The sequence below is a fragment of the Gemmiger sp. An120 genome, from assembly GCF_002160955.1.
GTDB classification, from domain to species: domain Bacteria; phylum Bacillota; class Clostridia; order Oscillospirales; family Ruminococcaceae; genus Gemmiger_A; species Gemmiger_A avium.
Genome location: NZ_NFLN01000001.1, coordinates 226,689 through 252,128 on the forward strand (window position 1 = coordinate 226,689; position 25,440 = coordinate 252,128).

24 protein-coding genes and 1 tRNA gene are annotated in these 25,440 nt (G+C 61.6%); 18 read left to right on the forward strand and 7 right to left on the reverse strand.

All coding sequences use genetic code 11. The features are described from left to right. Positions 1-231: 231 nt before the first annotated feature. On the reverse strand, positions 232-1,437 hold the full coding sequence (gene ilvA, locus B5E65_RS01060; protein ID WP_087169924.1) for a threonine ammonia-lyase: 1,206 nt from the start codon (positions 1,435-1,437) through the stop codon (positions 232-234). Between the two features lie 175 nt (positions 1,438-1,612). On the opposite strand from ilvA, the gene B5E65_RS01065 reads away from it, so the two are divergent. The 4 genes from B5E65_RS01065 (at position 1,613) to B5E65_RS01080 (ending at position 6,964) form a co-directional block, all read left to right on the forward strand. After that, positions 1,613-2,800 (forward strand): ATP-binding protein, encoded by a 1,188-nt coding sequence (locus tag B5E65_RS01065; RefSeq protein ID WP_430672995.1) that lies wholly within the window; start codon positions 1,613-1,615, stop codon positions 2,798-2,800. Between the two features lie 112 nt (positions 2,801-2,912). Then, positions 2,913-5,183 carry an ATP-dependent Clp protease ATP-binding subunit gene (locus tag B5E65_RS16670; RefSeq protein ID WP_087169926.1) on the forward strand — a complete coding sequence of 757 codons (2,271 nt, stop codon included), beginning with the start codon at positions 2,913-2,915 and terminating at the stop codon, positions 5,181-5,183. A gap of 74 nt (positions 5,184-5,257) precedes the next feature. Next, the gene (locus B5E65_RS01075) at positions 5,258-6,802 is read left to right on the forward strand and encodes an oligosaccharide flippase family protein (RefSeq protein WP_087169927.1); all 1,545 of its coding nucleotides are present in this window, start codon (positions 5,258-5,260) and stop codon (positions 6,800-6,802) included. A gap of 70 nt (positions 6,803-6,872) precedes the next feature. Continuing rightward, positions 6,873-6,964 (forward strand) — tRNA-Ser (locus tag B5E65_RS01080). 270 nt (positions 6,965-7,234) lie between these two features. Here B5E65_RS01080 and rpmB read toward each other — a convergent pair. After that, entirely contained in the window at positions 7,235-7,423 is a 189-nt protein-coding gene (rpmB, locus tag B5E65_RS01085; protein ID WP_087169928.1) for a 50S ribosomal protein L28, read from the reverse strand. 180 nt (positions 7,424-7,603) lie between these two features. Here rpmB and B5E65_RS01090 point away from each other — a divergent pair, with 180 nt between their 5' ends. From B5E65_RS01090 to B5E65_RS01135, 10 genes are all read left to right on the forward strand, one after another. Then, positions 7,604-8,251, forward strand: a complete 648-nt coding sequence (locus B5E65_RS01090) for a site-2 protease family protein (protein WP_087169929.1) — start codon at positions 7,604-7,606, stop codon at positions 8,249-8,251. Between the two features lie 22 nt (positions 8,252-8,273). Further along, the gene (locus B5E65_RS01095) at positions 8,274-8,993 is read left to right on the forward strand and encodes a segregation and condensation protein A (protein ID WP_087169930.1); all 720 of its coding nucleotides are present in this window, start codon (positions 8,274-8,276) and stop codon (positions 8,991-8,993) included. A gap of 2 nt (positions 8,994-8,995) precedes the next feature. Beyond that, positions 8,996-9,574, forward strand: coding sequence for an SMC-Scp complex subunit ScpB (gene scpB, locus B5E65_RS01100; RefSeq protein WP_087169931.1), 579 nt, complete (start codon positions 8,996-8,998; stop codon positions 9,572-9,574). Between the two features lies 1 nt (position 9,575). Beyond that, positions 9,576-10,340 carry a hypothetical protein gene (locus B5E65_RS01105; protein ID WP_087169932.1) on the forward strand — a complete coding sequence of 255 codons (765 nt, stop codon included), beginning with the start codon at positions 9,576-9,578 and terminating at the stop codon, positions 10,338-10,340. 12 nt (positions 10,341-10,352) lie between these two features. Beyond that, positions 10,353-10,751 carry a GerW family sporulation protein gene (ytfJ, locus tag B5E65_RS01110; protein WP_087169933.1) on the forward strand — a complete coding sequence of 133 codons (399 nt, stop codon included), beginning with the start codon at positions 10,353-10,355 and terminating at the stop codon, positions 10,749-10,751. 77 nt (positions 10,752-10,828) lie between these two features. Next, entirely contained in the window at positions 10,829-11,665 is an 837-nt protein-coding gene (locus tag B5E65_RS01115) for a pseudouridine synthase (RefSeq protein ID WP_087169934.1), read from the forward strand. Beyond that, the gene (locus B5E65_RS01120) at positions 11,662-12,006 is read left to right on the forward strand and encodes a hypothetical protein (RefSeq protein ID WP_087169935.1); all 345 of its coding nucleotides are present in this window, start codon (positions 11,662-11,664) and stop codon (positions 12,004-12,006) included. The genes B5E65_RS01115 and B5E65_RS01120 overlap by 4 nt, the downstream gene beginning before the upstream one ends. 103 nt (positions 12,007-12,109) lie before the next feature. After that, on the forward strand, positions 12,110-13,438 hold the full coding sequence (locus B5E65_RS01125; protein ID WP_087169936.1) for a carboxyl transferase domain-containing protein: 1,329 nt from the start codon (positions 12,110-12,112) through the stop codon (positions 13,436-13,438). A gap of 51 nt (positions 13,439-13,489) precedes the next feature. Further along, the gene (locus tag B5E65_RS01130) at positions 13,490-13,870 is read left to right on the forward strand and encodes a biotin/lipoyl-containing protein (RefSeq protein ID WP_087169937.1); all 381 of its coding nucleotides are present in this window, start codon (positions 13,490-13,492) and stop codon (positions 13,868-13,870) included. Positions 13,871-13,891: 21 nt separating this feature from the next. Further along, the gene (locus tag B5E65_RS01135) at positions 13,892-15,292 is read left to right on the forward strand and encodes an oxaloacetate decarboxylase subunit alpha (RefSeq protein ID WP_087169938.1); all 1,401 of its coding nucleotides are present in this window, start codon (positions 13,892-13,894) and stop codon (positions 15,290-15,292) included. Positions 15,293-15,380: 88 nt separating this feature from the next. Here B5E65_RS01135 and B5E65_RS01140 read toward each other — a convergent pair whose 3' ends face one another. Further along, positions 15,381-16,394, reverse strand: coding sequence for a helix-turn-helix domain-containing protein (locus tag B5E65_RS01140; RefSeq protein WP_087169939.1), 1,014 nt, complete (start codon positions 16,392-16,394; stop codon positions 15,381-15,383). Between the two features lie 130 nt (positions 16,395-16,524). Here B5E65_RS01140 and B5E65_RS01145 point away from each other — a divergent pair, with 130 nt between their 5' ends. Then, entirely contained in the window at positions 16,525-16,758 is a 234-nt protein-coding gene (locus B5E65_RS01145) for a hypothetical protein (RefSeq protein WP_087169940.1), read from the forward strand. Between the two features lie 44 nt (positions 16,759-16,802). Here the strand turns inward: B5E65_RS01145 and lepA are convergent, their stop codons facing one another. The 4 genes from lepA to B5E65_RS01165 form a co-directional block, all read right to left on the reverse strand. After that, positions 16,803-18,608 (reverse strand): translation elongation factor 4, encoded by a 1,806-nt coding sequence (gene lepA, locus B5E65_RS01150; protein WP_087169941.1) that lies wholly within the window; start codon positions 18,606-18,608, stop codon positions 16,803-16,805. Positions 18,609-18,642: 34 nt separating this feature from the next. Next, complete coding sequence (gene alr, locus B5E65_RS01155; RefSeq protein WP_087169942.1) at positions 18,643-19,818, reverse strand: alanine racemase; 1,176 nt, start codon at positions 19,816-19,818, stop codon at positions 18,643-18,645. Beyond that, positions 19,815-20,588: a tRNA 2-thiocytidine biosynthesis TtcA family protein gene (locus B5E65_RS01160; protein ID WP_087169943.1), complete on the reverse strand. Its 774-nt coding sequence runs from the start codon at positions 20,586-20,588 to the stop codon at positions 19,815-19,817. Before B5E65_RS01160 ends, alr begins: the two co-directional genes overlap by 4 nt. Positions 20,589-20,718: 130 nt before the next feature. After that, on the reverse strand, positions 20,719-22,482 hold the full coding sequence (locus B5E65_RS01165; protein ID WP_158098479.1) for a DUF885 domain-containing protein: 1,764 nt from the start codon (positions 22,480-22,482) through the stop codon (positions 20,719-20,721). Positions 22,483-22,785: 303 nt separating this feature from the next. On the opposite strand from B5E65_RS01165, the gene rplM reads away from it, so the two are divergent. The 3 genes from rplM (at position 22,786) to B5E65_RS01180 (ending at position 25,368) form a co-directional block, all read left to right on the forward strand. Continuing rightward, on the forward strand, positions 22,786-23,214 hold the full coding sequence (gene rplM / locus B5E65_RS01170; RefSeq protein WP_087169945.1) for a 50S ribosomal protein L13: 429 nt from the start codon (positions 22,786-22,788) through the stop codon (positions 23,212-23,214). A gap of 17 nt (positions 23,215-23,231) precedes the next feature. After that, positions 23,232-23,630, forward strand: a complete 399-nt coding sequence (gene rpsI, locus B5E65_RS01175; RefSeq protein WP_087169946.1) for a 30S ribosomal protein S9 — start codon at positions 23,232-23,234, stop codon at positions 23,628-23,630. 694 nt (positions 23,631-24,324) lie between these two features. Then, positions 24,325-25,368 carry a 3D domain-containing protein gene (locus B5E65_RS01180; RefSeq protein WP_087169947.1) on the forward strand — a complete coding sequence of 348 codons (1,044 nt, stop codon included), beginning with the start codon at positions 24,325-24,327 and terminating at the stop codon, positions 25,366-25,368. Positions 25,369-25,440: the final 72 nt, after the last annotated feature.

The following is a 25,440-nucleotide window of genomic DNA, read 5'->3' on the forward strand; positions in this document are numbered from 1 at the left end:
GGCTATTCGCATGAAGCATGAAATCATTCCTGCAAATTTGGTGGTTTTGCCCTGTGCACATCTTACAAATGCAAGAAAAGCTTTTTGACGTGTGGCATAAAAAACAAGAGGGAAAATCCGGGCGAACGGGAATATGCTTCTGCAAAACAAAACCTGGAACATATCTCGATGGCAAAATTGACAAAACGAAGAGCCGCCCTTTGCGCAAAGGACGGCCCTTATACAATGCTGTTATACCCGTTCGGTGACCAGCTTGAAGCCTGCCTTGGTCAATTCCTCGCGGATCTGCTCGATCTGGTCCCGATCGCGGGTTTCCAGCCCCAGCTTCAGGAAACAGCTGGTGATGGACATGCTGGTGTCGCCCCGGTCGTGGTGTACGCTTACCACGTTCGCGCCGCAGCGGCTGATGATCTCGCTGACCCCCTGCAGCTGGCCGGGCTTGTCCTCCAGCGCAATGGTCAGGTTGGCGTTCCGCCCGCTCATCACAAGGCCGCGGGTGATCACCCGGCTCAGGATATTCACGTCGATGTTGCCGCCGCTCACCACGCAGACAGCTTTCTTGCCTTCTAGCGGCAGCTTGCCGAACATGGCCGCAGCCACGCTTACCGCACCGGCGCCCTCGGCAATCAGTTTCTGCTTCTCGATCAGGGCCAGCACAGCGGCGGCAATCTCGTCCTCGGTTACCGTTACGACCTCGTCCACATACTTTTCTACCATGGCAAAGGTGGTGTCACCGGGGTGTTTTACCGCAATGCCGTCGGCAAAGGTGGATACGGTGTCCAGAGTGATCTGGTTGTGTTCCTTTACGCTGTTGAACATGCTGGGGGCGCCCGCCGCCTGTACGCCGTACACCTTGCATTCCGGCTTCAGGCTCTTGATGGCAAACGCTACGCCGCTGATCAGGCCGCCGCCGCCGATAGGCACAATCACCGTGTCCACATCGGCCAGCTGATCCAGAATTTCCAGACCGATGGTGCCCTGTCCGGCAATCACTTCGTCATCGTCAAAGGGATGGATGAAGGTGGCGCCGGTCTCTTCCTGCAGGCGGCAGGCGTAGGCGTAGGCATCGTCGTAGGCGCCCTTTACCAGCTGCACCTTGGCGCCCAGACGCTTGGTGTTCTCCACCTTGCTGATGGGGGCCCCGTCCGGCATGCAGATGGTGCTGGGAATACCGCTCTTGGTGGCGGCCAGCGCCACACCCTGGGCATGGTTGCCGGCGCTGCAGGCCACAATCCCCCGGGCCTTTTCCTCTTCGGAAAGCTGGCTGATTTTATAGTAGGCTCCCCGCAGTTTGAAGCTGCCGGTCACCTGCAGATTCTCGGTTTTCAGGTACAGCTGGGCGTCCGGGCACAGATTGGGTGCGGCAATCAGGTCGGTCTTGCGGGCCACCTCTTTCAGCACAAACGCAGCGTGGTAGATACGGTCCAAGGTCAACATACGGTAAAGGCCCCTCTCTGAATGGTCGTTTCTTGGCAGATTTAATAATCTTTACCCTACAACATTCATGCACTTTTGTCAAGTAGCGGCTTGAAGCGAAGGGGGAGCCCGCGGTATAATGAAACCATTCCCACGGCGGGATTGCATGCCTGCTGCGGAGAGGGAGGGATGGGATTTGCAGATTCGACCGATCGCCTTGCGGATGCGGGGCCTGGTGATCTTCCGCGGGCTGCTGGAAGACCCGGTGGTGGCCCGCCTGCTGGCGCTGCTGGAATGTGACCCCGCGGATGAAATTGCCTTTGCTGACGCCTACGGCGCGTTTTGTGCGGCGCTGTTTCCCCATACGCTGGATTGGGGACGATATTTAAAGGAAGCTGTTCTCCAGCAGGAGGACCTGTACGTGGTGCGGCATTGCGGCCCCGGCGGGGCGCCGGAGGGGATGCGTGCCATGCTGGACAGTGAACTGACATTCTTGAGCCGTCTTACCGCCCTGGCAAGCGACGAGGTGCTGGCGACAGCGCCCCGGCTGGAATTCCTGCCCCGGTGGAGCGCAACCCCGGCGGATCTGACGGCCGCCTATGAAGCGCGTCTGGCCAACGTGGGCCGTACCGGCTACGGAATGTTTGCCCGGTATCATGTGTTTACCGTCAAGGACGGCAAACTGATCCCGGTGGAACATCCGGATCCCCAGCGGCTGGATCAGCTGCCCGGCTATGAGGCCGAGCGGGAAAAGGTGGTGGCCAACACCCGGGCCTTGCTGGCTGGTCAGCCTGCCAACAACGTGCTGCTGTATGGTGATGCGGGCACCGGTAAATCCAGCGCCATCAAGGCCATTGCCAACCGGTTTGCGCCGGAGGGCCTGCGCCTGGTGGAGGTGAAAAAGCACCAGCTGTACCAGATTCCCCGGCTGATGGATTCGCTGGCCGCCAACCCGCTGAAATTCATCCTCTTTATTGATGATTTGAGCTTTGCCGCCAACGACGACAATTTTGCCGCCCTCAAAGCCATTCTGGAGGGCAGCGTGGGTGGCCGCAGCAGCAATATCGCGGTCTATGCCACCAGCAACCGCCGCCATCTGATTAAGGAGACCCTGTCCGACCGGGAGGGGGATGACATCCACCACGCCGATACCATGCAGGAACTGATGAGCCTGTCGGCCCGGTTCGGCCTGACCGTCACCTTTACCCGCCCGGATAAGGAGCGGTTCTCCCGCATCGTGCAGGATCTGGCCGCCCAGTACGGCGTGGATCAGCCTGCCGACCAGTTGCTGACCCGTGCGGAGGCGTTTGCCATCCGGGCGGGCGGCCGCAGCCCGCGGGTGGCCCGCCAGTTTATCGAAATGTGCAAAGCAGGGGTGCTGTAAACCCAAATGCCCGCCGGTGTCTCCGACGGGCATTTTTTGCGCCCTGCTGATTGAAGCGCCGCTGCAGCGGCCATACTCCGGATGTAATCTTTTGCCATCGGAGGAAACGATCATGCAGTTGTATCGGGGATATTCCCGGTCGGCGGCGCAGGCCTTGCGGCAGGCGCTGACCCTGGCCGGACGGCAGGGCCTGGCCCAGGCGGGCACCGGGCATCTTCTGGCGGCGATCCTGCAGCAGGGCCCCGGCCCGGCCACCGCGTTTCTGCGCGCGCACCGGATCACCGCCGAGGCGGTGGACCGCCGGGTGGAGGCACTGGCGGCGCCTGGTGCGTCGGCGGTGCGCAGCGCTCCCGCGCCGGAACTGCGCAAAACCATGGAGTTCGCCAAGGTGGGGGCCCGCAGCGCCCACATTAAATATGTGCAGACAGAACATCTCCTCTGTGCCATGCTGGAGGATCCGGGCTGTACCGCCTGCCTCTGGCTGACCCAGATGGGGGTGGAAACCGGGGAAGCCGCCCGGGAATGCCGTCAGCTGTCCGGTCAGCTGGTATTGCCGCTGCCGCCGCCCCGGGCCGCTGCGCCGGCCAGAGCCAGCCGGGCCAGCGAGAAGTACGGCCAGGACCTGACCCGTATGGCGGCGGAAGGGGCATTGGACCCGGTCTTCTGCCGGGAGGAAGAACTGGCCCGCCTGGAAGAGATCCTGTGCCGCCGACGCAAAAACAATCCCTGCCTGGTGGGGGAACCGGGGGTGGGCAAAACCGCCCTGGCCGAAGCCCTGGCCCAGCGAATCGCCTCCGGCACCGCGCCGCTTGCATTGCGGGGCCGGCGGCTCATCAGCCTGGATATGGGGGCGCTGGTGGCAGGCACCAAATACCGGGGCGATTTTGAAGAGCGGTTCAAAAACCTGCTGAATGAACTGTCCCGGGATAAAAACGACATCCTGTTCATTGACGAGATCCATGTGATCGTGGGGGCAGGCGCCGCCGAGGGCGCCATCGACGCGGCCAGCATCCTGAAACCGCTGCTGGCCCGGGGCGCACTGCAGCTGATCGGGGCCACCACCCAGGAAGAATACCGCCGCTGCATCCAGAAAGACGCTGCCCTGGAACGGCGGTTCGGCACCGTGACGGTGGAGGAGCCCACCCCGGAGGCGGCCTGCCGCATTCTGCAGGGCCTTGTGCCCCGGTATGAAAGTTACCATCATGTGACCATCCCGCAGGAGGCGGTGGAAGCGGCGGTGCGGCTGTCGGTGCGGTATATGCCCGGCCGTTTTCTGCCGGATAAGGCCATTGACCTGCTGGACGAAGCCGCCGCGGCAGCCCGTATCCGGGCCGCGGATACGGGTGTGTCCACCCCGGTGCTGACGGCGGAGGACATCGCGCAGGTGGTCTCCCGGATCAGCGGCGTACCGGCCCAGCGGGTGGGGGAGGAGCAGCGCGCCCGGCTGGAACGGCTGGAGCAGGAGCTGGCGGGCCAGGTGGTGGGGCAGTCCCGGGCGGTGGCGGCGGTGGCGGGCGCCATCCGCCGCAGCCGTACCGGCCTGCGGGAGAGCGGCCGCCCCATCGGCGCCATGCTGTTCCTGGGCCCTACGGGGGTGGGAAAAACCCATCTGGCCCGGGTGCTGGCGGCCAGCTGGTTCGGCAGCGAAAAAGCCCTGCTGCGGTTTGATATGAGCGAGTATGCCGAAGCCCATGCGGCCGCCCGGCTGCTGGGTTCTCCGCCGGGGTATGTGGGCCACGGCGAGGGCGGCCAGCTGACCGAAGCGGTGCGCCGCCGCCCCTACAGCGTGGTGCTGTTTGACGAGATGGAAAAAGCCCATCCCGACCTGCAGAACCTGCTGTTGCAGATTCTGGAGGACGGCTGCCTGACCGACAGCATGGGCCGTAAAGCGGATTTTACCAATACCATTGTGTTGATCACCTCCAATCTGGGGGCACGGTTTCTGGCCGGGCAAACCGGCCCGGTGGGATTTGGCGCGGGACCGGAGGCCACGCTGGCCCGCCGGAAAGAGCAGGCGCTGGAAGAAGCCAGGCGCTTTTTCCGCCCGGAACTGCTGGGCCGCATGGACGAAACAGTGGTGTTTGAGCCGTTGGGGGCCGACTCGCTGGAAGCGATTGCCGACCGGCTGCTCTGCCAGCTGGAGGAGCGGGCGGGCCGCAGCGGGTATCGGCTGCACCATACCCCGCAGGTGGCCCGGGCTCTGGCCGGGCAGGCAAAGCCGGGCTACGGCGCGCGGGAGCTGCGCCGTCAGGTGAGCCGGGCGGTGGAACAGGCATTGGCCGACCGGATTGCCGCCGGACAGGCGGTGCCGGGTTCCAGCTTTACCGCACAGGTGGGGGAAAGCGGCATCGAGCTGCGGGCGGATCAGCCCGCGCTGGTATAAATAAGCGAAAAAGGGCAGGGAAACATGTTCCCCTGCCCTTTGTGCATATACTGGCAGCAAACGGAGGGCTGCCCATGCAAAAACCAACGCTGTATTTAAAAAATGCCATGCTTCTCACCATCAGCGGCTTTGGGCTGCGGGCGGTCGGGATGCTGTTCCGCGTCTGGCTGGCGGCCTGGATCGGGGCGGAGGGCATGGGCCTGTACCAGCTGGCCCTGTCGGTCTATAACCTGGCTGTGACCTTTGCCACCGCCGGTATCTCGGTGGCCGCCACGCGGCTGGTGGCTGAGGAACTGGCGAGTGACCACCCGGCAAGGGCGGCAGGCGCGCTGCGGCGGGTGGCCGGCACCGGCGCGCTGCTGGGGCTGGCGGCAGGCGCGCTGCAGTTTTTGGCCGCCTATCCGGCCTCCAAGTACCTGCTGGGAGATGCCCGGGCCGAACTGTCCTTGCGGCTGCTGGCCCCCGGTCTGCCTTTTATGGCGGTGGCCGCGGCGCTGCGGGGGTACTTTCTGGCCCGCCGCAAGGTGGCCCCTTCGGTGGAGAGCCAGACGGCGGAACAACTGTTGCGCATCGCCCTGATCGCCTGGCTGCTGCGGCAGGTAAAAGGCTGGGGTGTGGGCTGGGCCTGCGCCGCGGTGATGCTGGGCAGCACGGCAGGGGAGATTGTTTCCTGCCTGCTTATGCTGCTGTTCTGGCTGCGGGACCGGCGCAGCCTGCCGGCGGGTGACCGCCGGGCCCCGGCGGATATTGCCCCACGGCTGTGGCGTATTCTGCTGCCGCTGGAGGGCAGCCGCTGCCTGGCCAGCGCACTGGCCGCGGCTGAAAACGCCCTGGTGCCCGCCTGCCTGGCCTTGTATACCGGTTCCCGGGCGCAGGCACTGGCGCAGTATGGTGCCCTCAAGGGCATGGCGTTGCCGGTGCTGTTCTTTCCGTTCTCTATTCTGGGGGCCTTGGCCACCCTGCTGCTTCCCGAGATCACCGAAGCCCATATCCGAGGCGGAACCGCCCAGCTGCGGAACCTGCTGAGCCGGATGCTGCTGCTTACAGCCACCTTTTCGGTATTGGGAGGCGGTTTGTTTACCCTGTACGCACAGCCGTTGGGCCGGCTTCTCTACGGCAGCGGCGAGGTGGGGCTGTATCTGATGGTGCTGGGGCCGCTCACCCCGCTCATGTATCTGGAAAGCATGGTGGACGGCGCGCTGAAAGGAATGGGGCAGCAGATGGCCACCTTCCGGTACAGCCTGCAGGACTCGGTGCTGCGTATCCTGCTGATCCTGCTGGCGCTGCCCCGGTTTGGCATCGGGGGATTCCTCGGGGTAATGGCCTTTTCCAATGCGTTTACCTGCCTGATGAACCTGCACCGCCTGCTGGATACCGCCGATCTGCGGTTTGACTGGCTGCGCTGGGCACTGCGCCCTTTGGCCTGTCTGGCGCCTGCACTGGGCCTGGCATGGCTGGTATCCGGCTGTACCGCCCCCTGGGGAACGCTGGTGCAGATCGGTGCAGGCGGTGCTGCCGGTGCGCTTGCCTATCTGGTTTTCATGTGGCCAGGCGCGCTGAAACCCGCCCTGTGCGGGATGCGTTCCGGCCGGCAGAAAACATCCCCTGCAAATTTCTGACATAAAATCTGCAAAAATCTCTTGACAACCCGCCGTAAATCGTTTATATTATATAAGCGCCTTGCGGCATGGAGAGATGGCTGAGCTGGTCTAAGGCGCACGACTGGAAATCGTGTGTGCCCCATAAAGGCACCGAGGGTTCGAATCCCTCTCTCTCCGCCAAGAAAAACCCCGGAAACCAATTGGTTTCCGGGGTTTTTGCTTGTTGTCGGTACACAGAAAAGTACACGCTTCTTTTCTGCGGATTCAGCCGGAACCAAAACCTCTGGTCAACGGACAAAAGGTTCTGCCGGTTGCCGGGCCCGCAACAGCTTCACCCGCGGCTGGGCCTTTGTCAAGACCGGGACAGGGAAGTGCGTTGCCGCATAAACGAAAAACCGGCCGCCCATTCGGGCAGCCGGTTTATTTCTCTCAGTGTTCCTTTACGCCGGATCAGATCGCGCGGGTGACCTTGCCCGAGCGCAGGCAACGGGTGCAGGCGTAAATATACTTGGAAGAACCGTCAACGATCGCTTTCACGCGCTTCACGTTGGGCTTCCAGGTACGGTTGCTCCGACGATGGGAGTGAGACACCTGAATGCCGAAAGCGACGCCTTTACCACAACAATCACACTTTGCCATTTGCTGCACCTCCTCGTAATCAAGTCGCTAAATTATATTATCAGAAATCATCCGGAAATGCAAGAGTTTTTTTGAAAAAAAGCATATAAACCTTTTTTTGCTTGTCACCGTGCCGCCAAACCGCTATAATATAACGGTATGTAAAGCGTTCGGAGAGCAAAGAACAGGGAGGCGCGGCGGATGGATTATGAAATGCTGGTGGTGTATCTGACGCGGCTGCTGGCCATGGTGCTGGTGCTGCCGGTGCACGAAGCGGCCCACGCGCTGGCGTCGGACCGGCTGGGCGATCCCACTGCCCGCCAGCAGGGGCGCCTCACCCTGTCGCCCCGGGCGCATCTGGATCCGTGGGGGTCCATCTGCATGCTCATCGCAGGTATCGGCTGGGCGCGCCCCGTGCCGGTAAATCCCCGCTATTTCAAAAATCCCAAATGGGGTATGGCCCTCAGCGCGGCGGCAGGGCCGCTCTCCAACCTGGCCATGGCCTGGGTAAGCGCGCTGGGAATGCAGATCTGTGCGGGCCTGGCACAGGGCGGCGCGGGCCTGCTTCTGGTGATCGCCTTCCTGTTCTTTCAGACCTTATTTTATCTGAACCTGAATCTGGCGGTGTTCAATCTGCTGCCCATTCCGCCTTTTGACGGCAGCCGCATCCTGCTGGTGGTGCTGCCGCAAAGCCTGTATTTCCGGGTCATGCGGTACGAGCGTGTGCTGATGCTGATCATCTTTGTGCTGCTGATTCTGGGCGCGTTCAATCCGGTGCTCAGCTGGCTGGATCTTCACTTGGCGCAGCTGTTCCTCTGGTCCACCGGCTTTGTGCGTCTGCTGTTCTGATTTTTGTGTATGAGAGGATTCTATGGAAGCCATAACCTTTAAACTGGAAGATTTTGAGGGCCCGATGGACCTGCTGCTCTACCTTGTAAGTAAAAACAAGATGAGCCTGTACGATATCTCCATCCTGGAACTGATCGACCAGTATACCCAGATCATCAACAGCCTGCAGCAGAACCGCATGGAGGTGGCCAGCGAGTTTATCGAGATGGCGGCCCGGCTGGTGCAGATGAAAAGCTTCCTGCTGCTGCCCCGCAGCGCCGAGGCCGAGCGTATGCGGGAAGAACTTACCGGCCAGCTGATCGAGTACAGCCTGTGCAAAAAAATCGCAGGCAAGCTGGGCCGTATGGCGGGCACCGCGTTTGTCACGGTGCGCGCCCCCATGCAGGTGGAGCAGGATGCTACCTACACCCTGCGGCATGATCCGTCCCTGCTGGAACAGGCCTGGAACAGCCTGATGGGCCGCAGCCAGCGCCGCCGCGCCCCGGCCCAGGAGAGCTTTGAACCGCTGGTCACAGCGCCTTTTGTGTCGGTGGCCTCCCGGGTGGTGCATGTGCTGCGAGGCCTGATCACCGGCAAGGTGCAGCGGCTGCGGCAGCTGTTCACCCCGCGGGACAGCCGCAGCCAGACGGTGGCCACCTTCCTGGCCGTGCTGGAACTGGTTCGCGCCGGCCGCATCACCATTGACGATAACGGCGCACTGGCGGTGCGCCGCAACAAGAACCTGCATCACGGGGAGGGCTGAGAATGGATTGGAAAGAATATAAAGCCGTGGTAGAGGCCATGCTCTTTGCGCACGGGGAACCGGTCAGCGCTTCCCGCATGGCGGAAATTCTGGAGATCGACGTTTCCCTGGTGCAGCAGGCGCTGGAAAAGCTGCGGGATGATTACGATTCCGGCGACCGGGGCCTGACCCTTCTGCAGATGGAAGACCGCTGGCAGCTGGCCACCAAGCCCCGCTTTGGCGAGCCGGTGCGCAAACTGCTGGATACCCGCCGCAATACCCCGCTGTCCCAGGCGGCGCTGGAAGTTCTGGCGATCATTGCCTACAACCAGCCGGTGTCCCGCTCCTTTATTGAGCAGGTGCGCGGCGTGGACTCCTCGTCCACCGTCTCCACCCTGATGGAAAAGGGCCTGATTGAGGAAGCCGGCCGTCTGGATCTGCCTGGCCGTCCGGTAAGCTTTCGCACTACCGACGTGTTCCTGCGCACCTTCGGGCTGGAAAGTCTGAGCCAGCTGCCCTCCCTCCATGAGGATGACCTGCCGCTGGAACAGGTGGCCGACAACGGCGGCGAACTGCCGGACGAAACGCCGGCGGGTATGTGATATGGGCGCCCTGCTGCTGGCGCTCAAGGCGCTGGGCTGGCTGCTTGCGGTGCTTGTGATCCTGTTGCTTCTGCTCCTGCTGGTGCCGGTTACCATACAGCTGGAATATGCCCACGAGCAATTCACCGCCCGTCTGCGGGTGCTGTTCTACACCCGGCAGCTTTGGCCGGAACCGCCGCCCCGGGCAAAAAAAGAGCGGCCGCGCCGCAAAAAGCGCGCCAAGGCTCCTGTAGCCGCGGCCGCCCCGACACCGCCGGAGAATGCGGCGCCGGAAAAGAAAGAGCAAACCCCGCCGTCCACCCCGCCCGCCGCCCGCAGCGCGCAGCAAACCGGAACGGCGGCTGCTGCCCCGGCCCCATCGCCCCGCCCGGCGCCTGAACCCAAAAAAGAACTCTCTGTGGCGGGCGTTCCGCTGCGCCGGATTCTGGATCTGCTGCCCACGGTGGGCGCGGTAGGCAAACGGATCCTCGCCGGTCTGCGGGTGCATGCGGTGCGGCTGTACTGGCCTCTCCAGGGGGAGGACGCCGCCGAGACCGCCCTGCGTTACGGTCAGTTCTGTGCGGCGTGGGGCAATGTGACCGGCCTTGTGCAGAACCTGGTGCGGCTGCAGTGCGACCAGGTGCAGCCGGTGGCCGATTATCTGGGCGAACATACGGGCGAAGAACATTTTTCTTGTAAAATCACCGCCCGGGTGTTTATAATGGTAGCAGCAGCTGTATACGGTCTGTACCGTCTGCGGCAGCTTGCCGAAACACAATCTATATAAGGAGGGCTCCCCATGGCGGAACATCCGATTCAGGGCCTGATGGGCGTCACAATGGAAAAAATCCGGGAGATGGTGGACGCCGACACCATCGTAGGCGCCCCGATCAACGCGGCGGAAGGCGTAACCATTCTGCCCATTTCCAAGGTTACTTTCGGCTTTGCCTCCGGCGGGTCGGACATTGGCAGCAAAACCAATAAGGACCTGTTCGGCGGCGGCGGCGGGGCGGGGGTCTCCATCTCGCCTATCGCGTTCCTGGTTATCCAGAACGGCAATGTGCGCACCATTCAGCTGGCTGATCACGCCAGCACGGTGGATCGTGCGCTGAACATGGTGCCGGAACTGGTGGACAAACTCAGCGAGCTGCTCAAAAAGGACAAGGAAGAGAAACCGGGCGGAGAAGCGACCGAATGACCGGCTTGCAGGCGATCATGCTTGCCGGCGGGGGCTTTCCGCCCCTTTTTCAGAAGATAAGGACGGAGTAAAAGTTTATGGCATTGACGAGAATTCAAAAAGTGCTGTCCGAGCAGGGCTACTGCTCCCGCCGGGCGGCTGAGCAGATCATCCGGGAGGGCCGGGTCAAGGTGAACGGCCATCCGGTGGGCCTGGGGGACAAGATGGACCCCAACCGGGACGTGCTCAGTGTGGACGGCCAGCGGGTCTGGCTGCAGAAAAAGCAGGAGATGTGCTATCTGATGCTGCACAAGCCCCGGGGCTATGTGACCACCACCAGCGATGAGCTGGGCCGCAAGACGGTGATGGATCTGGTGGCGGATTACCCGGTGCGGGTGTTCCCGGTGGGCCGTCTGGACAAGGACAGTGAGGGGATGATCCTGCTCACCAACGACGGTTCCTTTGCCAACCTGATGATGCACCCCTCCCACGGGGTCAGCAAGCTGTACCGGGTCACGGTACACCCCCGCGCCACCGAGGAACAGGTGGTGGCCCTGAGCGAGGGCGTGGTGCTGGATGACGGCGTGCGCACCCAGCCCGCCGTCATCAACGTGGTTACCGACGAGCCGGGCCGTACCGTGCTGGAGATGACCATCAAGGAAGGCAAGAACCGCCAGATCCGCCGCATGTGCGAAGCCGTGGGGCTGGAGGTGGTGCGGCTGCGCCGCAGCGCCATGGGCGCGGTCAAGCTGGGCATGCTGCAGCCGGGCCAGTACCGGGAACTCACCCGCAGCGAGGTAAACGCCCTGCGCGCCGCCGCCGTCAAGGGCCAGGCCCGGGCACGTACCCAGGCCAGCCAGGCCCGTGCCGCCGCCCGCGCCGAGGCGCCCAAGCGCCCCGCCCGCCCTGCCGCGCGCAAGGGGGTAAAGCGATGATCCGGATGATCCCCGTGGAGGAGCCCGAAGTGCTGGACAGCCTGGTGCAGGGCCGCTTTTCCGGCGAAGTGCGCGGGTATGTGATTATGGACGGGCCGGAGTACCGGGGCCATTGCCTGTTTACGGTAGAGCCGGGCTGTACCCGGGTGCTGGAGGTGCAGGTCAGCGATCCGTCCCTGCTGGACGGCGCGGTGCGCGCCGCAGTGGCAGCAGGGGAGAACGCGGGCGCAACTGCTTTTGCGCTTTCCGGCCAGCCGGAACTGGTCCGCTGGCGGGACGCCTGGTTCAAAGGCTGCCCGGATCCGATCCCCAATGAAAGGCTTTTTCATTTCTGCAGATGAATTTTGCCTGTTTTGCCGCAAATTGTCAAAATCCTCTTGTGAGGTATTTGACAAAGTAGTATAATAGAACCAATTTGGATTATTTTTAGCAGGAGGGCTGTTTATGGCTTCTAAAACTTTTGGCAAAGAGCAGATCCTTGCCTCGTTTTTTGACGAAGGCGCCTATACGGTCCTGTTTGCCCGCAGCGCGGTAAGTGCCGCGTTCGGCAGTGCAAACGGGCAGCCGGTGTACGCCATCTGTCAGGACGGCGAGGCCGTCACCGTGGCCGATGTGGACAAGTGCGTCAAGGTGCTGGACATGGCTGTCAAGACCGGCAACCCGGTCGTGACCTTCTATGATTCCACCGGTGCCTGCCTGTCCGAGGGCCTGGGTGTGCTGACCGCGCAGGCCCGCTGGACCGAGAAGATTGCCCAGATCTCCGGCGTTGTGCCGCAGCTGGCTGTCGTGACCGGTGTCTGCGGTGTTTCCAGCGCGCTGGCTGCTGCTGCTGCCGACGTGTGCATCGCCGCCGAGGGCTGCGAGATCTTCTTTACCGCCCCCTTCACCAGCGCTGCTGCCGGTGACAAGGTAGAGGGCGCCGGCTCTGCCGAGCTGGCCGCCAAGGCCGGTGTGGCCGCTGTTGTGGCCAAGGACGCCGCCGAGGCTGTGGCCACCGCTGCCCGCCTGGTGGCTATGCTGCCTGCCAATAACCTGTCCGCTCCCGCTATGTTTGATGCGGCCGAGCCCGCTGCCGCCCTGGACCTGAACAAGTACACCGCTGCCGGTGCTGCCGCCGCTGTGGTGGATGCGGACAGCGCCGTGGAGCTGTTCGGCGGCTTTGCCAAGGGCGTGTACACCGCTCTGGCCACCGTGGCCGGCAACCCTGTGGGCGTTGTGGCTACCGAGCCGGGCGCTCTGTGCCGTTACAGCGTGTCCAAGGCTGCCCGCTTTGTCCGTCTGTGCGATGCGTTCAGCCTGCCTGTTGTGACCCTGGTCAACAGCGAGGGCTTCTCCGCTTCCGTCAGCGAGGACGTGGCCGGCGCCATCCGTGAGGCTGCCCGTTTGGCCGGCACCTACGCCGACGCCACCACCGCCCGTGTGGCAGTGCTCACCGGCAAGGCCGTGGGCCCTGTCTACACCGCTCTGGCCAACGCCGACCTGACCATCGCTGTGCAGGGCTGCACCGTGTCCGCTGTGGACCCGAAGGTGGCCGTCACCGTCCTGTACAAGGATGAACTGGATGCCAGCGACAACATCGTGAACGCCACCGCCGCCAAGGCTTCCGCCTACGCTGCGGAAAGCTGCAGCGCCGACGCCGCTCTGGCCGCCGGTGTGGCCGACTTTGCCGTGGCCCCCGCCCAGGTGCGCAGCACCCTGGCCGCTGCTCTGGATATGCTGGCCACCAAGCGCACCCAGCGCCTGCCCAAGAAGCATGGCAACATGGCGCTGTAATCGCCGCAAACCGTCATACATGGATCGAACAGATTAAAGGAGGCCATTCTCATGAAATACTACAATATTACCGTTAACGGCACCACCTACAGCGTTGCAGTGGAAGAGGCTGGCGGCGCTGCCGCTCCCGCCGCTGCTCCCGTGGCCGCTCCTGCCGCTCCGGCTCCCGCCGCTGCGCCCGCTCCTGCTGCTCCTGCCGCTGCTCCCGCTGCGGCCGGCTCCGTTAAGGTGAGCGCCCCCATGCCCGGCACCATCCTGGACGTGAAGGTAGCCGCCGGCGCCTCTGTGAAGGCCGGTGACATCCTGGTCATCCTGGAAGCCATGAAGATGGAGAACGAGATCGTTGCCCCGCAGGACGGCACCGTTGCCGGCGTGCATGTGAACAAGGGCGACAGCGTCAACTCCGGCGACCTGCTGGTGAGCATGAACTAAGAGAAACGCGAGGTGAACAACATGGCAAAGCCTGTTAAGATTACGGAAGTCGCCCTGCGCGACTCCCATCAGTCGCTGATCGCCACCCGTATGACCATGGACGAGATGCGGCCCGTCCTCCCCGCGATGAACGAGGTGGGCTACTTCTCGGTGGAATGCTGGGGCGGCGCAACCTTTGACGCCTGCATCCGTTTCCTGGACGAAGATCCCTGGGAGCGCCTGCGTATCCTGCGCAAGGAAATGCCCGACACCAAGCTGCAGATGCTGTTCCGCGGCCAGAACATGCTGGGCTACCGTCATTATGCCGACGACGCGGTGGAGTACTTCGTGCAGAAGTCCGTCGCCAACGGCATCGACATCCTGCGCATCTTCGACGCTTTGAACGATCCCCGCAACCTGGAGACCGCTATCAAGGCTGCCATCAAGGAGAAGGCCCATGTGCAGGGCTGCATCAGCTACACCCTGAGCCCGGTGCACTCCAATGAGTACTTCGCCAAGTATGCCAAGACCCTGGAAGAGATGGGCGCGCACTCCATCTGCATCAAGGATATGGCCGGCCTGCTGACCCCCTACGCCGCTTCCGAGCTGGTGAAGGAACTGAAGGCTACCATCTCCATCCCTGTGGATATCCACAGCCATTACACCTCCGGTCTGGCTTCCATGTCCATCCTGAAGGGCATCGAGGCTGGCGCGGACATCATCGATACCTCCATCAGCCCGCTGGCTCTGGGCACCTCTCATATGCCCACCGAGAGCCTGGTGGCGGCCCTGCAGGGCACCGAGTACGACACCGGCCTGGATCTGAAGAAGCTGAACGTGGTGCGCGCGCACTTCGCCAAGCTGCGTGAGAAGTACCTGGCCAGCGGCCAGCTCAGCCCCAAGATGCTGGGCGTGGACGCCAACACTCTGCTGTACCAGGTGCCGGGCGGCATGCTGTCCAACCTGCTCAAGCAGCTGAAGGATGCCGGCAAGGAAGATCAGCTGGATGCCGTTCTGCAGGAGATCCCCCGTGTCCGCAAGGACTCCGGCTATCCGCCGCTGGTTACCCCCACCAGCCAGATCGTGGGCACCCAGGCGGTGTTCAACGTGATCCTGGGCGAGCGCTACAAGATGGTCACCAAGGAGTTCAAGGGCCTGGTGCACGGCGATTACGGCCGTACTCCCGCCCCCATCAGCCCCGAGTTCACCAAGCAGATCCTGGGCGACGAGGAGCCCATCACCTGCCGTCCGGCCGACCTGCTGCAGCCTGAGATGGAGAAGCTGAAGAAGGAAGCCGAGAAGTGGTCCATCCAGGAAGAGGACGCCCTGACCTACGCGATGTTCCCGCAGGTTGCGCCCAAGTTCTTCGAGACCCGCAACAACAAGCTGGCCGGTGTGGATGGCGATCATGTAAACTTCGCCAACAAGTCCCATCCGGTTTGATCCCGGTGATCAATAAGGCATAAAAATCCCCCGGCAGAGCGTTCTGTGGCTCTGTCGGGGGATTTTGCTGTGTAAAGAAGAAAAGAATTCAGTGCAGGATGCCGCCGTCCGCATAGGCAATGGCCGCGCCCCACTGCATAGCCGCACAGAGGAGGCAACCGGCCAGCAGCAGCCAGAATGCCCGCCCGGGCCGCCAGTGCGCGCCCGCCTGCGCGGATTTGTCGGCCCGGTGCATCTCCCAGAACAGCAGCGCGAAACTCAGGACCATGCCCGGCATCCCCCAGCCCATCTGAACCAGGGCCCCGGGCGTGTTGTTGGGAATACGGTATACCACCGCCAGCCCGATGCACAGCCCCAGCTGGATGCAGAACACCACACCCCAGATCACCAGCACTGGCAGCGAAGCGTGGCTGCGGCGCCGCTCGCCCTCATCGGGCAGCAGGGAAGAGTTGTATTTGAAGTTAACCATAAAAATGCCGACCAGCATTCCCAGAATATATCCCACCACAAGCACCGGGAAACCCCATTGCCAGGTTTCGGCAGACATGGGCAGGCAGAGCAGAAAACCGATCAGGATCCAGGCCAGCCCGTTCAGCTGTACGGTTAAATCAATCATCTGCACCATCCGGATCAGGGTGGGCCGGTGGTAATGCAGCCGCCGGTCAAATCCTGCCAGCAGAGTGAAATCCCCGCTGCGCACCATTGCTTCCAGCGGCAGGTATACGCTACCGTCGCAGAGCAGCAAAATGGCCGGCAGCCAGACCCCGGCAGGCTTACCCATCCACAGCCAAAGGCCGATCTGTACGGCCGCCAGCAGTACCTTGCTCCAGAATACCCACCGGCAGGTACGCCGCAGCCCCTCGTCCGGCCCGGCGGGCGGTTCCAGACCGCCTACCAGCTGTTCCAGCGTGCAGCCCAGCGCCTGCGCCAACCCCTGCAGGCCAGCCAGATCCGGCTGCGTGCGGCCGCTTTCCCAGCGGGAGACCGCCTGCCGGGTTACATACAGCCGCTCGGCCAGCTGTTGCTGGGTCAGGCCGGCAGCCCGGCGCAGTCCGGCCAGCCGGGGGCCAAACCCCTCCGAAGTTCTGTTCGGATTTTCCATACGATCACCTCTGCGTTTTGCTGCCACCAGTATAGCATTCCGCCTGCCGCCGGGCAAGAAACAGTTTGTTGCATGCCTGCAAATCCCTGTGCTATACTGGATTCAGAGAAAAGCCGGGGAGGGAACAGGCATGGAGATACTTCTGGACCTGCTGACGGAGATGGCGGGCCTGTCCGGTGCGCCGCGATGGATACGGATCCTGGCAAAAGGGCTTCTGACACTGGTATTCGTGCTGGCTGCAGGAACACTGACCCTGTATGCGCTGGTGGCCCAAAAGCCCTTGGCTCTTCGCCTGCTGGCAGCGGGGTTGGCCGCCGCACTGACCGCAGGATATGTATTCATGTTGCGCACGATGCGAAAATAAAAGCGGGCGGAAACCCATCCGGTTTCCGCCCGTTTTGCGTATCCTCAGTCCTCGTCCAGCTTGAGCACCGCGGTAAATGCCTCGCTGGGAAGCTGTACGCTGCCCAGCTGGCGCATCTTCTTTTTGCCTTCTTTCTGCTTTTCCAGCAGCTTCTTCTTACGGGTAATATCGCCGCCGTAACACTTGGCCAGCACGTCCTTGCGCATGGCTTTTACCGTCTCGCGGGCAATTACCTTGCCGCCGATGGCCGCCTGAATGGGGATTTCAAACATCTGGCGGGGAATGTTCTCCTTGAGCCGTTCGGCCAGGCGGCGGCCCTTGGCGTAGGCTTTGTCCGCGTGCACGATCATGCTCAGCGCGTCCACCATCTCGCCGTTCAACAGCATGTCCAGCTTGACCAGCTTGCTCTCCTTGAAGCCCTTCATCTCGTAGTCGTAGCTGGCATAGCCCCGGCTGCGGCTCTTGATGGCGTCAAAGAAGTCATACACGATCTCGCCCAGCGGCAATTCGTAGTGCAGGTCCACGCGGGTGGCATCCAGATACTTCATGTCGATCAGGGTGCCCCGCCGGTCCTGGCACAGATCCATCAGGCTGCCCACATATTCGGTGGGGGTGTACAGATGGGCTTCCACAATGGGCTCTTCCTGCTTGGCGATGCGGCCTGGATCAGGATAATCCGACGGGTTTTCAATGGTCATCTGGGTGCCGTCGGTCAGGGTGACCCGGTATTCCACGCTGGGGGCGGTGGTGATCAGGTCCAGATCAAATTCCCGTTCCAAACGCTGGGTAATGATATCCAGATGCAGCAGGCCCAAAAAGCCGCACCGGAAGCCAAATCCCAGCGCCGCGCTGGTCTCCGGCTCAAAACTCAGGGACGCATCGTTCAGCTGCAGCTTTTCCAGCGCATCTTTCAGGTCGGGGTATTTGGCGCCATCCACGGTGTAGATACCGCAGAACACCATCGGGGTTACCTTGCGGTAGCCAGGCAGCGCCTCGGCACAGGGGGCAGAGGCCAGGGTCACGGTGTCGCCCACCCGGGTATCCCGCACCGTCTTGATGCTGGCGGTCAGATAGCCTACCTCGCCGGCACAGAGCTTGTCACAGGGGGACAGGCTGGTAGCACCCATATGGCCCACCTCCACCAGGGTGAACTGGGCCCCGGTGGCCATCATCTTTACCGTGTCGCCGGGCTTGAGGGTACCGTCAAACACCCGGATGTATACGATAACGCCCTTGTAGCTGTCGTATACGCTGTCAAAGATCAGAGCCTTCAGCGGGGCATTCTCATCCCCCTTAGGGGCGGGAATGTCGGTGATCACCCGCTCCAGCACATCCTCGATGCCGGTGCCCAGTTTGGCGCTCACCCGGGGCGCGTCCAGGCAGGGCAGGCCAATCACATCCTCCACTTCCTGGGCCACCCGGTCGGGTTCAGCGCTGGGCAGGTCGATCTTGTTCAGAATGGGCACCAGTTCCAGATCGTGCTCCAGCGCCATATAGGTGTTGGCCAGGGTCTGGGCTTCCACACCCTGGCTGGAGTCCACCACCAGGATTGCGCCTTCACAGGCGGCCAGGCTGCGGCTCACCTCGTAGCCAAAGTCCACGTGGCCCGGGGTGTCGATCAGGTTGAACTCATAGTTCTCGCCGCTGCGGGAGGTGTAATTCAGGGTCACGGCACGGGCTTTGATGGTGATGCCCCGTTCCCGTTCCAGCTCCATGTCATCCAGAAGCTGGTCCTCCATCTGGCGTTCGTCCACACTGTGGGTCTTTTCCAGAATACGGTCAGCCAGGGTGGATTTGCCGTGGTCGATATGGGCGATGATACAGAAATTGCGGATATTATCTCTTGCCAACGGGGGTTCTCCTTTCAGTCGTCGTGCCCGGCCCTTACGGCTGGGTCAGAAAATCGGCGATCTCCACCACACGGTTCTGCTCCCGGTATACCCGGGGCACCCGGCGGGTTACGCCGCAAAGAATTTCATAGGGGATCGTACCGGTCTTGGCCGCCACGGTACAGACAGTATCACCGGGGCCTCCGGTGCCGAACAGAACGGCTTCATCGCCGCTGTGTACCTCAGGAATGGCACTCACGTCCACCACCATCTGGTCCATGCATACGCGGCCCAGCACAGGGGCGGCCTTGCCGCGCAGGCAGACAAGCCCTTTGCCGGAGAGCAGGCGGGGATAGCCGTCCGCGTAGCCAGCGCAGAGGGTGGCCACCCGCATGGTGTGTTCGGCGGTAAAGGCGCGGCCATAGCTTACGCTTTCACCCGGATGCAGCTCCTTGACCTGACTTACGGTGGCTTTTAGCTGCAGCACCGGCCGCAGACCGGGCAGACATACCTGGTCGCTGGGATCAATGCCGTACAGAATGATGCCGGCCCGCACCAGATCCAGCCCCCACTCCGGGTGGGTCACCAGCCCGGCGGAGTTGCAGCAGTGGGTCAGTCCGGTATCCAGCCCCAGGGCCTGCAGCGCGTCCCGCACCCGGCAGAACAGGCTGTGCTGCCGCTCGGTGTAGGCGATGTCCTCCGGCTCGGTACTGTCTGCCACCGAAAAGTGCTGGAACATACCGCACACCTCCAGCCCGGGCAGCTGCCAGCAGGCGGCCAGCTGACGCACCGCGCCGGCCTCGTCGCCCAGCGCGCCAAAGCCGATCCGCCCCATACCGGTGTCTACTTTGAGGTGTACCTGTACCGTACAGCGGGCGGCCACTGCCGCGTCAGACAGCGCGGCCGCATAGTCCGGGCTGTATACCGTCTGGATGATCCGCTGGCGGTGCAGCACGATGGCCTGGGCCGGATCGGTGTGCCCCAATACAAGAATGGGCTGTTCCAGCCCGGCCCGGCGCAGGTGCAGCGCTTCGGACAGGCTGCTCACCGCAAACCACTCCGCGCCCTCCTGGGCCAGGACCTGGGCCGTCATCACGTCGCCATGGCCGTAGGCGTCGGCTTTCAGCACGGCGCATACCTTGGCCGGCCCGGCCAGCCGGTCAATCAGGCGGTAGTTGTGACGCAGTGCGTCCAGATCAATCTCCGCCCAGCAATGCTTTTCAAAGTTCATTCCGCATCTCTCTCCCGTTTCCCCGCCTGAGCGCCCAGCCCGCGGCCGGTGTGCAGGGGCTTCCAGCCGTCCAGGCCGTTGTCCTGCAAAGCGCCCAGCATCTTCTGGCGGAAAGCCGGGTCTTCCCGCGCCATCCGCCGAACAAAATCTTTGGTGTCCTGCCGCACGGTGGCGCCGTCGGCCGGGCAGCGGCTCTTCACAACCGGCAGCCCGGCGTGACGTACCGCAGTGGTTACCTGGGCTTCGGTGGCCAGCAGCAGCGGCCGGATCAGGGTCAGCTTGCGACGGTCCAGCCAGGTCACCGGGGAGAAGCAGCCCAGCCGCCCCTCCCGCCACAGGTTCATATAAAAGGTCTCAATCGCATCATCCAGATGGTGGCCCAGCGCTACCTTGTTGCAGCCCAGTTCCAGTGCTGCGGTGTGCAGCGTACCCCGGCGCAGCTTGGCGCAGAGCGCGCAGGGATTGGGTTCCTTGCGCAGGTCAAACACCACCCGCCCGATATCGGTGCGGTGAATGTGGTAGGGAATCTGTTCCCGGGCAAACAATTCCTCCAGCGGGGTGCAGTCCATGGGCTGGCCGCCAAACTGCGGATCCAGCGTGACCGCCACTACCTCAAAGGGGATACCCAGATACCGGCGCAGCCGGCCCAGGCCCACGGTAAGGGCCACGCTGTCCTTACCGCCGGATACGCCTACACAAACCCGGTCGCCCGGGGCAAGCATCTCATAATCCTGAATCGCTTTGCGCATCAGCCCTTCCAGCCGCTGCATGGCCCATCACCTCACATTCCCGACTATTATAGCATACCGCCGCCGGATTTGAACCCGCTTTTTGCAAAAAAAATGCCCCGACGCGGGCTTTTTTATGCCGCGGCGGGGCAAAAACAGGCAGATTGCCAGGTCAGGCGACCTGATCCAGGGCGGAACTGCCCTCCAGCCAGACCGACAGCCGTTCGGCCAGCACCGGGAACGGCGCGGGTCCCTGGTCCAGCAGCCAGGTGTGGAACTCCAGCGTATCAAACGCATCGCCCAAGGCGTCCTCAGCGGTCTTGCGCAACTCCATAAATTCCAGATACCCTGCGGCGTAGGCCATATAGTTGGCGGGTTCGGCACACACATGTGCCATCAGATCGCCGGCGGCGTCTCCGTTGAAGCCCAGCATATCCAGCCAGGCGGCCAGATCGTCCTCGCTCCAGCCGGCCCAGTTCACCCCGATGTCTGCCAGGGCGGATACCTCCAGGGACAGCAGCCCGTTCAGCCGGGCCAGACGGCAGTAGGTGTCACTTTCGTCCAGATAGCTGTAGCCGTATTCATGTTCCACATAGGTGGCCCAGCCCTCGGCGTAGCCGGTGGCGGAGAGCTCGTTGTTCAGCGGATCCAGATCCAGCAGCTGGGTGTACACCGTCTGGTACAGATGCCCGGGATACCCCTCGTGTGCCAGGGTGGTGAACAGAGAACTGGCATCCAGCGCGCTGTTGTTGATATAGATGGTGTTTTTGTCCTGGCTGTCAATGGGCGGAATCATAAAGAAAGCAGGGGAGGTATATTCCTCCAGCGCGGCGGGAACATCCTTGACGGTATAGGGAAGTTCCTCCAGGGCAGGGAAGTCCTCCTTGCTGGCCTCCCGCAGCTGAGCAATGATCTCCTCCGGGGGCAGGCTGCCCTGTGCCGGCACGGTGGTGAAAAACGCCTCATAACCGTCCGGGTCCTGCTGATAGAGCATGCCCATTTCGGTCAGCCCCTCGCTGATGCTGGTAATCAGCAGCTTTTCGTAGTCTTCAATGGAACGGTCACTGCCCACCATGGCTCGCACCAGAAGCTGGTAGTAGTCCGCCCCGTCGTCCTGGCGGGCAGCCAGGCCCTGCGGCTCACCGGCCTGAGCGGCCAGCTCCCGGGCACATTCTCCCAGCGCCTGATATGCCTCGGCCACCGGCCCGCAGACCAGTTCCCGGTTGCGGGCTTCGTACGCAGCGCGGTCGGATTCTTCCAGCCAGTCCAGCTCGGCCAGACGATCGGCAAACCCGGTTACCAGCAGGCAGTCTTCCGGCGCGGCGGCGATCATCTCGCAGTATTCGGCGGCCTGATTCAGCGTCTCGGCGGCAGCCACCATCCCGGCATCGGCCCGCATGGTTTCATACTGAGCCACAAATTCGAAGTAGCGGGGCAGGTCTTCCAATAGAGCCATGTATACGTCCAGATCTGCTTTTTCGTAGAAAGAGAACTCTGCCAGGCTCAGGAGCACGTTGACATGCTGGCCGGTTACCGGGCCCAGCAGATCGTCGTACAGTTCCTTGCCCACGGCCTGTTCCTGGGTAGTAAGGGAAAAATCCAGCGCGTCCCAGGTCAGCCGCTGCGCCTCGGTCAGCTGAGAACGGTCAAAGCCGTTCAGTTCCTCCCGGTCGGCTTTCAGCTCTTCCGCAGCTTCGGCAAAATCCAGGTCCAGTTCGCCGAACGGCTTCTCGGTCATCCGTTCCAGCCCCCATTCTTCCGGGCGGCTCAGGGTATAGTTCAGGTTCAGCGCACTGGAGGTTACCGTTTCGCAGAACTGGTCGTGGGTATAGGCGGCAAACCGTTCGCTTTCGGTCATGGCCGGCTCGGAAGCGGCGCAGCCGGCCAGTATGAGCATTGCGGCGGCTCCGGCCAGAATGCGGGTAAACAGTTTCATGCAGACTCCTTTTCTGCGGACGAAACGTCCGCCTTTGCTATATACTATGGTATAGTATATAGCATAACAGAAGATTTTGCATCCGTTTTCGATTTTTCGGTTCCCAGCCAAAAGGAAAAGTAAAAATAGAGATTGAGAAAACGGGAGCATACAAGAGAAAACAAGAGCATTTGCAAGCAACGCAGGAATAAATCAAATTTTTGCAAAAAAGGTCTTGACGAACGGCATTTCATGTCCTATAATCTAACTTGCGTCCAATCGGACCTGACCGAAAAACCAAATCTTTCAGGGAGGAAATAGATTATGAGCACTACTCTGGCAAAGCCCGCCCAGGCGGCGCGCAAGTGGTACGTCCTCGATGCGGCCGGCAAGCCGCTGGGCCGTGTTGCCGCCCAGGCTGCTGTGCTGCTGCGCGGCAAGAACAAGGTCACCTTCACCCCCAACGTGGATTGCGGCGACCATGTCATCATCATCAACTGCGACAAGGCGGTTCTGACCGGCAAGAAGCTGGAAAAGAAGTACTACCGCACTCATTCCGGCTGGATCGGCGGCCTGAAGGAGATCCAGTACAAGACCCTGATGGCGGAGAATTCCGACAAGGCCATGTTCGTGGCCGTTAAGGGCATGATCCCGGCCAACGCGCTGGGCGCCAAGGCCATGACCCGTCTGCGCTGCTACAAGGGCGCCGAGCATGACAACGCCGCTCAGAAGCCCGAGATCTACGAGTTTTGATTAGGAGGCAATAGAAGATGTACGAGACGAAACCTTATTTCTACGGCACCGGTCGTCGTAAGAATTCCGTTGCCCGCGTTCGCGTGTACACCGGCACCGGCAAGATCACCATCAACGATCGTGACATCGACGATTACTTTGGTCTGGAGACCCTGAAGCTGATCGTTCGTCAGCCCCTGGCTGTGGCCGATGTGGACGGCAAGTTCGACATCGTGGTCCGCGTGGGCGGCGGCGGCGTGTCCGGCCAGGCTGGCGCTATCCGCCACGGCCTGTCCCGTGCTCTGCTGCAGTACGACGAGAACCTGCGCCCTGCTCTGAAGAAGGCTGGCTTCCTGACCCGCGATCCTCGTATGAAGGAACGTAAGAAGTACGGCCTCAAGGCTGCCCGTCGCGCTCCCCAGTTCAGCAAGCGCTGATTGGTTGTCCAAACCAGTTCAAATTGGTTCAAAAGCCCCGGAAATCTTCGGATTTCCGGGGCTTTTCCTTATCGGCCACAGAGAACTCCAGTTTTGTCAGATAAGATGAGAGGCATTCGAAAAATTTCTGATGAAATAGCGGATTCGAGCAGCGTTCTAAAAAATATTGGCAAGCAAAGTTCACGGGTCTGAAAGTATATTTGGCTGCGCTGACTTTGCCAAGATCGGCTTATGGAATATGCTGTATACAGAAAATAAGCACTTCTTTACAAAAAATGCTTTTTGCATAAAAGTTGTGCAAAACACACATACAAGATGCTGGTATTTTGACAGTTTGACGAAAGCATATAAATGGAAGAAAAAGGTAATATTAGAAAACATATCCTGAAAAATAATTAAAAACAGAAGCAAACAGAAGCTAAACAACGCTATGAAGAGAAAACGAGTGAACATTTTTCAAAATAAACGGAATTCAAAAAAATTAAGCTTAAAAGGGTAAATTCTCCTGTTTGACGCTTTTTCCCGGATTTGATACAATGCCACAAGTGCTGAACAGCACGTCCCGTTGACAGTATTGTTTGTGCCGTCAAACGGGTTTCGCGGGCGCGGCCTTGCCATGCTTTAAAGGCCGCCGTACTGCCCTGTGGACCGGGTGGTACATGATGCCCTCGCATGGAACCGATAAGGAGAGCGTATGACAAAATTCACAGAACACTTGCGGCGCCGCTGGCTGGCCATTCCGGTCCGGGTCTGGGCGCTGCTGGGCTCCCTGTGCAGCCTGTCGATTGCCCTGTTTGTCCTCAGCCTTTCGTTGAATGTCGTGCACGTGTCGGATTCCGACGGCAACCGCCGCACTCTGATCACTACCCACGACGACCCCGACCAGATCATGGAACTGTCCGGTATTGTGGCCGAAGCCCATGACGAGGTCTACTACACGGCCTATGCCGGGAACCTGGCGTCGCTCAGCATCCAGCGTGCCTATCCGGTGTATGTGGAAGCCGATGGCCAGAACCTGACCGCACAGCTGTGCGGCGGTACGGTCGAAGATGCCCTGGATGCCACGGGCGTGAGCCTGGGCGAGCATGATTATACCGAGCCCAGCCTGCACACCCAGCTGGAAGAGGGAGACACCGTCACCGTGCACCGGGTTGAATACCGGGATACGGTGAGCTACGAGTCCATCCCCTTCGAAACCGAATATGTGTATACCAGTCTGTTCTACCGCAACCGCAGCCGCACCATGACACTGCAGACCGGTCATGAAGGCACCAACGAAATCACCAGCCGTGAGCGGGTGGTAGACGGTGCGGTAGAGTCCAGCCAGGTGGTCAGCGTGGTGCAGACCGTGGCACCGCAGAATACGGTGATTAAGGCCTACAAGGCCGGCGCGCCGGTTTCTTCTGTGAGCGGCCCTGAGGTGGTCAATGGTGTGCCGTCCAGCTACAAGGCGGTTTATACCGGCCGGGCTACGGGTTACAGTTCCAGCGGCGGGCGCGGCGCCTCCGGTCTGGGTCTGTACTGCGGCACAGTGGCGGTCAACCCCGCCCTGATCCCCTACGGAACCAAGCTGTATATTGCCAGCACCGACGGACGGTTTGTGTATGGCTATGCAATTGCAACCGATACCGGTACGTCTCTGCTGAATGGTTCCTGCCTGGTGGACCTGTACTACGACACCTACACCGAGGCGCTGATGAACGGCGTGCAGACAGTGAACGTTTACGTGGTTGGCTGACCTGGAAACGTATGTAAACACAAACAGCAATCGGGACTTCGGCGGGTATACCGTCCGGGTCGGAAAGAACGT

Coding starts and splice junctions, on each gene's coding strand:
- B5E65_RS01165 (WP_158098479.1), bottom strand. CDS start 22,482: ATGAAACTGTTTACCCGCATTCTGGCCGGAGCCGCCGCAATGCTCATA.
- alr (WP_087169942.1), bottom strand. CDS start 19,818: ATGAACTTTGAAAAGCATTGCTGGGCGGAGATTGATCTGGACGCACTG.
- B5E65_RS01135 (WP_087169938.1), top strand. CDS start 13,892: ATGGCAAAGCCTGTTAAGATTACGGAAGTCGCCCTGCGCGACTCCCAT.
- B5E65_RS01095 (WP_087169930.1), top strand. CDS start 8,274: ATGGAAGCCATAACCTTTAAACTGGAAGATTTTGAGGGCCCGATGGAC.
- B5E65_RS01105 (WP_087169932.1), top strand. CDS start 9,576: ATGGGCGCCCTGCTGCTGGCGCTCAAGGCGCTGGGCTGGCTGCTTGCG.
- B5E65_RS01075 (WP_087169927.1), top strand. CDS start 5,258: ATGCAAAAACCAACGCTGTATTTAAAAAATGCCATGCTTCTCACCATC.
- B5E65_RS01160 (WP_087169943.1), bottom strand. CDS start 20,588: ATGCAGCGGCTGGAAGGGCTGATGCGCAAAGCGATTCAGGATTATGAG.
- B5E65_RS16670 (WP_087169926.1), top strand. CDS start 2,913: ATGCAGTTGTATCGGGGATATTCCCGGTCGGCGGCGCAGGCCTTGCGG.
- B5E65_RS01120 (WP_087169935.1), top strand. CDS start 11,662: ATGATCCGGATGATCCCCGTGGAGGAGCCCGAAGTGCTGGACAGCCTG.
- rpsI (WP_087169946.1), top strand. CDS start 23,232: ATGTACGAGACGAAACCTTATTTCTACGGCACCGGTCGTCGTAAGAAT.
- B5E65_RS01125 (WP_087169936.1), top strand. CDS start 12,110: ATGGCTTCTAAAACTTTTGGCAAAGAGCAGATCCTTGCCTCGTTTTTT.
- B5E65_RS01115 (WP_087169934.1), top strand. CDS start 10,829: ATGGCATTGACGAGAATTCAAAAAGTGCTGTCCGAGCAGGGCTACTGC.
- ilvA (WP_087169924.1), bottom strand. CDS start 1,437: ATGTTGACCTTGGACCGTATCTACCACGCTGCGTTTGTGCTGAAAGAG.
- rpmB (WP_087169928.1), bottom strand. CDS start 7,423: ATGGCAAAGTGTGATTGTTGTGGTAAAGGCGTCGCTTTCGGCATTCAG.
- B5E65_RS01180 (WP_087169947.1), top strand. CDS start 24,325: ATGACAAAATTCACAGAACACTTGCGGCGCCGCTGGCTGGCCATTCCG.
- B5E65_RS01145 (WP_087169940.1), top strand. CDS start 16,525: ATGGAGATACTTCTGGACCTGCTGACGGAGATGGCGGGCCTGTCCGGT.
- rplM (WP_087169945.1), top strand. CDS start 22,786: ATGAGCACTACTCTGGCAAAGCCCGCCCAGGCGGCGCGCAAGTGGTAC.
- ytfJ (WP_087169933.1), top strand. CDS start 10,353: ATGGCGGAACATCCGATTCAGGGCCTGATGGGCGTCACAATGGAAAAA.
- B5E65_RS01090 (WP_087169929.1), top strand. CDS start 7,604: ATGGATTATGAAATGCTGGTGGTGTATCTGACGCGGCTGCTGGCCATG.
- B5E65_RS01130 (WP_087169937.1), top strand. CDS start 13,490: ATGAAATACTACAATATTACCGTTAACGGCACCACCTACAGCGTTGCA.
- scpB (WP_087169931.1), top strand. CDS start 8,996: ATGGATTGGAAAGAATATAAAGCCGTGGTAGAGGCCATGCTCTTTGCG.
- B5E65_RS01140 (WP_087169939.1), bottom strand. CDS start 16,394: ATGGAAAATCCGAACAGAACTTCGGAGGGGTTTGGCCCCCGGCTGGCC.